The organism is Pseudomonas sp. CM27 (assembly GCF_013179515.1).
Taxonomy (GTDB): domain Bacteria; phylum Pseudomonadota; class Gammaproteobacteria; order Pseudomonadales; family Pseudomonadaceae; genus Aquipseudomonas.
In genome coordinates this window covers 3,959-12,332 of record NZ_JABMCN010000045.1, presented here as the reverse complement: position 1 = coordinate 12,332, position 8,374 = coordinate 3,959, and the positions used below count along the sequence as shown (strand labels likewise).

The 8,374-nt window shown below is 66.0% G+C and carries 8 protein-coding genes; 6 read left to right on the top strand and 2 right to left on the bottom strand.

Annotation, left to right across the window (positions count from 1 at the left end):
• The 4 genes from HP547_RS08075 to HP547_RS08060 all read left to right on the top strand — a co-directional run.
• A partial coding sequence (locus HP547_RS08075) for an ABC transporter permease subunit (protein WP_172285989.1) occupies positions 1 to 355 on the top strand: 355 nt, incomplete at its 5' end.
• A gap of 50 nt (positions 356 to 405) precedes the next feature.
• On the top strand, positions 406 to 1,191 hold the full coding sequence (gene pstB / locus HP547_RS08070) for a phosphate ABC transporter ATP-binding protein PstB (protein WP_218583469.1): 786 nt from the start codon (positions 406 to 408) through the stop codon (positions 1,189 to 1,191).
• 93 nt (positions 1,192 to 1,284) lie between these two features.
• On the top strand, positions 1,285 to 1,983 hold the full coding sequence (locus HP547_RS08065; RefSeq protein ID WP_172227740.1) for a hypothetical protein: 699 nt from the start codon (positions 1,285 to 1,287) through the stop codon (positions 1,981 to 1,983).
• The gene (locus HP547_RS08060; protein ID WP_172285988.1) at positions 1,983 to 2,582 is read left to right on the top strand and encodes a hypothetical protein; all 600 of its coding nucleotides are present in this window, start codon (positions 1,983 to 1,985) and stop codon (positions 2,580 to 2,582) included. Before HP547_RS08065 ends, HP547_RS08060 begins: the two co-directional genes overlap by 1 nt.
• Before the next feature lie 15 nt (positions 2,583 to 2,597).
• On the opposite strand, the gene HP547_RS08055 is transcribed toward HP547_RS08060, so the two are convergent.
• Together HP547_RS08055 and HP547_RS08050 are read right to left on the bottom strand one after the other, a co-directional pair.
• Positions 2,598 to 3,869: an MFS transporter gene (locus HP547_RS08055; RefSeq protein ID WP_172228963.1), complete on the bottom strand. Its 1,272-nt coding sequence runs from the start codon at positions 3,867 to 3,869 to the stop codon at positions 2,598 to 2,600.
• 59 nt (positions 3,870 to 3,928) lie between these two features.
• On the bottom strand, positions 3,929 to 4,912 hold the full coding sequence (locus tag HP547_RS08050) for a flavin reductase family protein (protein ID WP_172285987.1): 984 nt from the start codon (positions 4,910 to 4,912) through the stop codon (positions 3,929 to 3,931).
• Positions 4,913 to 5,096: 184 nt separating this feature from the next.
• Between HP547_RS08050 and HP547_RS08045 the strand changes: the two genes are divergently transcribed.
• Together HP547_RS08045 and HP547_RS08040 are read left to right on the top strand one after the other, a co-directional pair.
• Positions 5,097 to 6,527: a coniferyl aldehyde dehydrogenase gene (locus HP547_RS08045; protein WP_172285986.1), complete on the top strand. Its 1,431-nt coding sequence runs from the start codon at positions 5,097 to 5,099 to the stop codon at positions 6,525 to 6,527.
• 41 nt (positions 6,528 to 6,568) lie between these two features.
• Positions 6,569 to 8,140 carry an amidase gene (locus HP547_RS08040; protein ID WP_172285985.1) on the top strand — a complete coding sequence of 524 codons (1,572 nt, stop codon included), beginning with the start codon at positions 6,569 to 6,571 and terminating at the stop codon, positions 8,138 to 8,140.
• Positions 8,141 to 8,374: the final 234 nt, after the last annotated feature.

The following is an 8,374-nucleotide window of genomic DNA, read 5'->3' as shown; positions in this document are numbered from 1 at the left end:
CATGAAGGACGCCGCCTACGGCATGGGCTGTACCCGTGCCCAGGTGATCTGCAAGATCGTCCTGCCCACCGGCCTGCCTGCCATCCTCACCGGCGTGATGCTGGCCGTGGCCCGCGCCGCTGGCGAAACCGCGCCACTGCTGTTCACCGCGTTGTTCAGCAACTACTGGATCTACCATGACGGCAGCCTGGCGGTCATGAACCCCACGGCATCGCTTGCCGTACTGATTTACAACTTCTCCGGCATGCCGTTCGACAACCAGCTCGAGCTCGCCTGGGCGGCCTCGCTGGTACTGGTGATGATCGTGCTGGTAATCAACATTCTGAGCCGAGTCTTCGGCAAGCCCAAGTATTGAGAAAGGGAGCATCCAACTTGAACGTATCCACTGCGCAAAGAGCCGCTCCCATGGTCAACGAAGCCCCGATCGTCATGGACTGCAAGCTGGACAAGATTTTCTACGGCAACTTCATGGCCGTGCGTGACAGCCATGTGCCGATCCGCAAAAACGAGATCACCGGCTTCATCGGGCCGTCCGGCTGCGGCAAGAGTACCGTGCTGCGCAGCCTCAACCGCATGAACGACCTGGTCAAGGGTTTCCGCTTCGAAGGCCATGTGCACTTCCTTGGCCAGGATGTCTACGGCAAGGGCGTCGACCCTGTGGTGGTGCGCCGCTACATCGGCATGGTGTTCCAGCAGCCCAACCCGTTCTCGATGAGCATCTTCGACAACGTCGCCTTTGGCCTGCGCCTGAACCGCTACAAGGGCGACCTGGGCGACCGCGTGAAGCACGCCCTGCAAGGCGCGGCACTGTGGGATGAAGTGAAGGACAAGCTCAAGGTCAGCGGCCTGTCGCTGTCCGGCGGCCAGCAGCAACGTCTGTGCATCGCCCGCGCCATCGCTACCGAGCCGGAAGTGCTGCTGCTGGACGAACCCTGCTCGGCGCTCGACCCGATCGCCACCCGTCGGGTGGAAGAGCTGATGGTCGAGCTGAAGAAGGACTACACCATCGCGCTGGTAACCCACAACATGCAGCAGGCGATTCGTGTGGCCGACACCACGGCGTTCTTCTCGGTCGATATCTCCCAGGGTACCCGCACCGGCTATCTGGTCGAGATGGGCCCGACCGCGCAGATCTTCCAGAACCCGCGCGAGCAGCTGACCAGTGACTACATCAGCGGCAAGTTCAGCTGAATCACACCCATCAAGGTGGCCGGGTGTTGCAACCAGGGAGGTTGCAACACCCGGCCGCGTTACCTTCCGTTAAAGTGTTACCCGGGATTTCAAATGCGAGCGATACGTCGTCTTGATCTGTCAGCGGTAGAGCGCGCACTGCGCGAGGTGCAGGGCCGCTTTGCCGAACTCAGCCAGCACTTCACCGAACCGCGCGACCCGTTTACCGACGAGGTGCTGCTCAATGTGCTTGAAGGCTATGCGCTGATTGACGACTATGTCGCTCGCGGTATCGACCTGTTCGACCTGCAACAGCTGAACCTGATGCTGGAAATCAATGCCACCGTGCTGTGCGGCACCGACCCGGCCCGGCGTGTGGAATTCGCCCCGCACCTGGCGGCCACCGAGGCGCACTTTTTCAACAACGTCGAAGGTGGCATCAAGGACTTGTACAACTGGTACTGCTCGTACCGCAGTGATTCGATCTGGAAGCGGGCTGCCGGTGTCTATGTACGTATCCTCAGCAAGCCGCAGCTGTTCATCGAAGGCAACAACCGCACGGGCTCGCTCATCGTCAGCTACCTGCTGATGCGCGCCGGGCTGCCACCATTCGTGCTGTCGCTGGACAACGCCGAGGGTTACTTCAACCCGTCCTCGGTCATTCGCAACTCCGCTAAACACGGTGTCAAGGCATTGTACGAATTACCCAAGATCAAGAAAAAGTACGCCGCGTTCCTCGAAGCGCACGCGCCTGAGCCCGGCAAGTTCTTCCTCGGTGGCACAGCCGTGCCGGTTTGCGAGGGGAGCCGCTGATGCAACGCACTTCACTGTTCGCCCGCGGCCGCCAAGCCCTCGAGCGCAAGCTGAAGCGGGGCCAGGTACGCATTTCGTTCGATATCGACGACACGCTCGCCTGCCTGCCCGAACACGCGGCCGCCGAGGACAGCAAGCTGCCGGGCTTTGTCCATCGCTGGCTCGGTGAGCCGCTGCGCAGCGGCACCCGCGAGCTGGTCCGCGACCTGCGCCGCCAGGGCTGCAGCATCTGGATCTACACCTCGTCGGGGCGCACCCCGTCCTATATCCGCCGCTGGCTGCTGTTGTACGGCATCCATGTCGACGGCGTGGTCAACAGTGACCGGCACCAGCATATCCTGGCCCAGAACGGGCTGGAGAACTCGCCCTCGAAGCTGCCGTCTGCCTTCGATATCGACTTGCATGTCGATGATTCCGAGGGCGTTCGGCTGGAAGGCGTCGACCACGGTTTCCGCGTGGTCGTCGTCTGCCCCAAGGATGAAAACTGGGCGCAGAAAGTGCTGGATGCGGCTGTGGCCGTGCAGGAGCAACTGGCCTGGCAGCAACCGCAGCGGCATCAGATGCCTGTGCGGCAAGCCCGCCAGGCGCTTGCCTCCTGAGCCGGCCGCATTGGCTTACTCGGCGGGCATGGCACGCTGCCGGCCGTACCCGAACAGCTGGCCCAGCGTTCGGGCCAGCAGCAGCACCGCCCCCAGCACCGGCAGGCTGACCAGCAGCAAGGCATAACGCAGGGACTCCTGGCCATACCAGGGCTGCAGCAAGTCGCTGACCAGGCCCGTGAGCAGCGGGCCGACGCCGATGCCAAGCAAGGTACTGACGATGGTTTGCAGAGCCATCGCGGTACCCCGGCGTTGCGGCGCCACCAGTTGCGTCACCAGGTTGTACGATGGCGCCACCCACCACACCGCAAAAAAACTGTACAGCGCGCACCACAGCATCGCCATCGGCACTGGCAGGGTGCCCAGGCGCATCAGCACGTCGCTGGGCGACAGCAGGTAGCTGGCGAGCGCCGACGTGGCCGCCAGGTGGCCGATGATCGGCAGTGTCACTTGCCAATGGCCAGCCCTGCGAGCCAGGCGATCGCTCAACCAGCCACTGAACAGCCCACCCACACCAGCCGCCGTGCCGCACACCACCCCGGCCAGCATCCCCGCGTCCTGCAGTGACAAGCCATGGGAGCGCACCAGGAAACTGGTGTTCCACATGGCCACGGCGTACGAGCCAAGCGTGGTCAGCCCGCCCGCCAGTACCAGGCGCCGGTAAGGTGCCAAGGCCCACAACAGCCGCGCTTCGGCGCCTAGGCCTAGGCGGGCGGCGGGCAGTGCGTGGGGGGCAAGGTCCCAGCGCCCGCGCTGCGGGTCGCGTACCAGCAAACCGAGAACGGCGGCAAAGGCCAGGGCCGGCACCCCCAGGGCGATGAATGCGCTGCGCCAGCCGTACTGCTCGACTACCCAGGCACCGACGCTCAGGCCAATGATCGAGGAGAACGTTGGCGCAGCGGTAAAACAACTGATCGCGAACGAGCGCCGTTGTGGCGGGTAAAGGTCGGCAATCAGCGACAGCGATGCTGACGTGGTCGGCGACTCGCTCACTGCCACCAGCATGCGCGCCAGCGCCAGCACCAGGAAGCTGCCGGCCAGCCCGCAGGCCATGGTCGCCAGCGCCCACAGCAAGCAGGCGGCGGCCAGCAGGCGGGTGCGCGGCAGGCGGTCCACCAGCCGCCCGGCAGGCAGGCCGAGCACGGCGTATACCCCGGCGAACGCCAGGCCGGAGATCAGCCCGAGCGCGGTGTCGCCAACGCCGAATTCGGCCTTGATCGGCTCGAACATCACCGCCAGGATCTGCCGACCGACAAAATTGTCGGCGAACACCGCCGCCAGCAGCATCAGCAGCCCATGGCTGCGCCAGCCGACTGCCGCCGCCGGCAAGGTGGGCGCGGCGCTGCTCACCGTGGCGCCCAGAGGTCCGGCAGGCCGGGGTCGCTGACCACGATCAGGCGCTTGAGCAGCACCTTCAGCGCCTGGGCATCGGCCTCGCCGAGCTTGGCGGTGAGGTCCTCTTCCACCACCTTGGCCAACGCTACCTGTTGCAACGACAGCTCGCGCCCCTGGGCGGTCAATACAAAGCGCAACTGGCCAGCCTCACCCTCGATGGCCACCAGGTCCTGCCGTTCCAGAAAGCGCATGCCCGCCAGGGTCACCACATGACCGGTGTAGCTGACAAAGGTGTTGAGCTCTTCAAGGCTGAGGTTGTCGCGGATCGACAGCACTGCCAGCACGAAGAACGCCTGTTCATCCAGGTGCTGGTTGCTCAGCAGCTGGCGCAGCAGGTTAAGCGCCTGGTAATGGCCACGGCCGAGCAGGTAGCCAAGCAGGTCTTCGGTATAGCTGCACTCCGGGGGCGGCGGGGTGGTGGCCAGGCGCAATTCGCTGCGCGGCTTGCGCGTGGCCAGGGCATACTGGCCGCTCTGGAACGCCAGCGGCGCGCGGTCACTGTGGTCGAAGGCCAGCACTTCGCCAACGAAGATCACGTGGTCGCCGCCTTCGTACTGGAACGCCGTGCGGCACTGGAACCGCGCCGTGCAGTCCTGCAGCAGCGGGGCATTGCTGATGCCGTTGTCCAGTTCGATCTCGGCGAACTTGTCCTCGCCCTGGGTGGCGAAGCGCCCGGACAACTTCTCTTGCTCGATCGACAGCACGTGCACGTTCCAGTGCTTGCCGCTACTGAACACCGGCAAGCTGCGCGCCTGCTTGGACAAGCTCCACAGCACCAATGGCGGGTTGAGCGAGACCGAGTTGAAGCTGTTGGCGGTGATGCCCACCGGCAAGCCGTCCTGGTCTTGCGAGGTGATGATGGTGACGCCGGTGGTGAACGTGCCCAGCGCAGCACGGAAGGCCTGGGGGTCGAAACCGATCTGTTGTGTTGCCATGGCGGGCCTCAAGGGTTGGCTTTTTGTACTGCCAGTATTGGTTGCCCCGCCCGCGCAGGCATCGTCTCAACGGACTAACGCTTTTGCTCGATTCTGGTCCGATCGGACGAGGCGCGCGCCGGCGTCCCATGGCTAGTGTGGCGACATGCGCAGCCAGCGCAGCTCGCAGCCAGAGGAGACACGCATGCAACCCGCACCGTCATCGGTCCAGGCGCTCAGCAGCCTGTTGTCACAGCAGCAACGCGCATTCGGCACGGCCGGTGCGGTCAGCGCCGAACAGCGCCGCCAGCGCATCCAGCAGGTGATCGATCTGCTGGTACGCCACCATGAACGCCTGACCCAGGCCATCGACCAGGACTTCGGCGGCCGGCCAGCCGGTTTTACCCTGATGAACGATGTGCTGGGGGCGCTGGCCAGCCTCAAGCATGCCAGGGATCACCTGCACGGCTGGATGCAGGATGACCCGCGCGCGGTGTTTGCCCCTTATGACCAGCTCGGCGCAAAGGCGTGGGTGCGTTACCAGCCCAAAGGCTCGGTGGGCATCATCGGCACCTGGAACGCGCCGTTGTACACGCTGTTCAGCCCGTTGGCATCGGCCCTGGCGGCGGGCAACCGGGCGATCCTCAAACCCTCCGAAGTGCTGCCGCGCACGGCGGCATGCATCGCCGCGCTGTGCGCCGAGCACCTCGACCCGCTGGAGGTGGCGGTGGTGACCGGTGGCGCCGACCTGGCCGAGGCCTTTACCGCGCAACCGTTCGACCACCTGGTGTTTACCGGCAGCACCGGCATCGGCCGCGCGGTCATGCGCAATGCTGCACAGAACCTGGTGCCGGTTACCCTGGAGCTGGGCGGCAAGTCGCCGGTGGTGCTGTCGCGCAGCGCCGACCTGGCCAAGGCGGCCTTCAGCATTGCCGTGGCCAAGGCCACCAACGGCGGGCAGATCTGCATCAACCCGGACCTGGTCTACGTGCCTCGGGCCGCGCTTGAGGCGTTCCTCGATGCCCTGCGCTCAGCCTACTGCACGCTCAACCCGACGGTCACCGGCAACCCGGACGTGGTGGCGGTGGTCAACGCCCAACACTGGGCACGGGTCGACGCGCTGGTGCAAGGGGCTCGCCAGCAGGGGGCACGTATCGAATCACTGCCTGACGTGCAGCCGGGTGACGACCGTCGCTGCCCGTTGCGGGTGGTGGTAGACCCGCCGCAGGATGCGCGCATCCTGCACGAAGAAATCTTCGGCCCCGCCGTGGTGGTGCTGACCTATGAGGCACTGGCCGAGGTCATCAGTCACATCAATGCCCGGCCACGGCCGCTGGCGCTGTACTACTTCGGCAACGACCCGCACGAGCAGCAGCAGGTGCTTGACCACACCGTGTCCGGTGGCGTCACGCTCAATGAGGTGATGATGCACGCGGCGCTGCACGATGCGCCCTTCGGTGGTGTCGGCGCGTCCGGCATGGGGCATTATCACGGGCGCGAAGGGTTTCTCGAATTCAGCCATGCGCGCACGGTGTTCCAGGCTGCCGGCCACGACCCACGCGCCGAGTGGGGCCTGTTGCCGCCCTATGGCGAGCACTTTCTGGCGGCCATGCTGGCGCAGGTCACCGCCGACTGATCAACCCCGAAAACAACAACGAACAGGACGCCAAGACCACCATGCCAAACGATCCGCAAGCCACCATTCCCGCTGCCCAGGCCACCTGGCCACGCCGCAGTGTGCTCAAGGCCGGTGCTGTCGCCGTGGGCGCCGGCCTGCTCGGGCGCTTCGCCGATGCTGCCAGCAGTGGCCTGTCAGCAGCTGACTATCAGGGCCTGGACGCCTGGGCCATGGCCGAAGCGGTGCGCGCCGGCAGCCTCAGTGGCGAGGAGCTGCTGGCCGCGGCGCTGGCCCGCTGTGCCTTGGTCAACCCCAAGGTTGCGGCCGTGAACATGCTGCACGAGGACTACGCCAAGGCTGCGCTCGCCCGCCAGCGCAGCGCGGGCACCAGCACACAGGGCGCGTTGGCCGGGGTGCCGATCCTGATCAAGGACCTCAACACCTACCTGCAGGGCACACTCACCAGCAACGGCAGCCGGCTGTTCCGCGATGCGCCGCCGGCCACCTTCACCAGCACCCTGGTCAGCCGCTACGAACAAGCCGGCGCGGTGCCGTTTGGGAAGACCACCTGCCCGGAATTCGGCCTGACCACCACCACCGAATCGCTGCTCTGGGGGCAAACCCGCAACCCCTGGAACCTGGGCGTGAGCGCCGGCGGCTCCTCCGGCGGTGCAGCATCGGCGGTGGCGGCCGGTATCGTGCCGGTGGCGCATGCCACCGATGGCGGTGGGTCGATTCGCATCCCGGCGTCCTATTGCGGCCTGGTCGGCCTCAAGCCCAGCCGTTACCGCACGCCCAGTGGGCCGGCACATTACGAGGGCTGGTTCGGCGCCAGCGTGGCCCACGTGGTGTCGCGCAGTGTGCGCGACACGGCGCTGTTTCTCGATGCCGGGCAGGGCCACGAAGCCGGCAGCGCCTACTGGAGCGCGCCGCTGGCACGCCCGTATGTCGAAGAGCTGCGCCGCGACCCGGGCACGCTGCGTGTGGCCGTGGTGCGCCAGTCGCTGACCGGCGCACCACTGGATGCTGCGGTGGCCGCCACCCTGGAGCAGACCATCAAGCAGCTGCTGGCGCTGGGGCATGAAATCGAAGACCTGCAACTGCCGGTCGACCCGCGCGAACTGTTCGGCGCCCACGGTGCGGTGATCGGCACCGCATTGCTCAACCTGGTGCAGGAGCGCGAACAGGCGCTGGGCCGCGCGGCCACTGCGCAGGACCTGGAGCAGGTCACCCAGGTGGTGCTGGAGCGGGCCAAGGCCATCAACGGTGTCGGCATGTACCAGGCCCGGCAGCGTTTCGAGCGGATCGGCGCGGCCATGGAACAGCCCTTCCAGCGCTTCGATGTGATCCTGTCCCCGGTCACCGCCAACCTCACCCCGGCCCTGGGCCAGCTCAGCCTCGATCAGCCCTGGGACAGCTACGCCCAGCGGGCGATGGGCAGCGCGGCGTTCACCGTGCTGGCCAATGTCAGCGGCCAGCCGTCTGTATCCCTGCCATTGGGCCAGAGTGACAGCGGCCTGCCGGTGGGCATGTTGTTCACTGCCCGCCTGGGTGGCGAGGATGTGTTGCTGCGCCTGGCCAGCCAGCTGGAGCAGGCTCACCCCTGGGCCGGGCGGCGCGCGGTCGTCTAGCGCCAGGCCGGGGCAGGGCGCCTAGTCCGCTTTGACGATGAGGGTGGGCCAGCCAGCGCCGATCATGGGATGCACGCCGCCAACGGCTGCGCAACGGTGTTGGCGGTATCCCCTGACCTTAGCGAGTGGCACAACAACAATGACGGCTCAAGATCAGTCTCATACCCAGTACGACGTGATAGTGGTCGGTTCGGGCGCCGGTGCGATGACCTCGGCGGTGTTCCTGGCCGACCA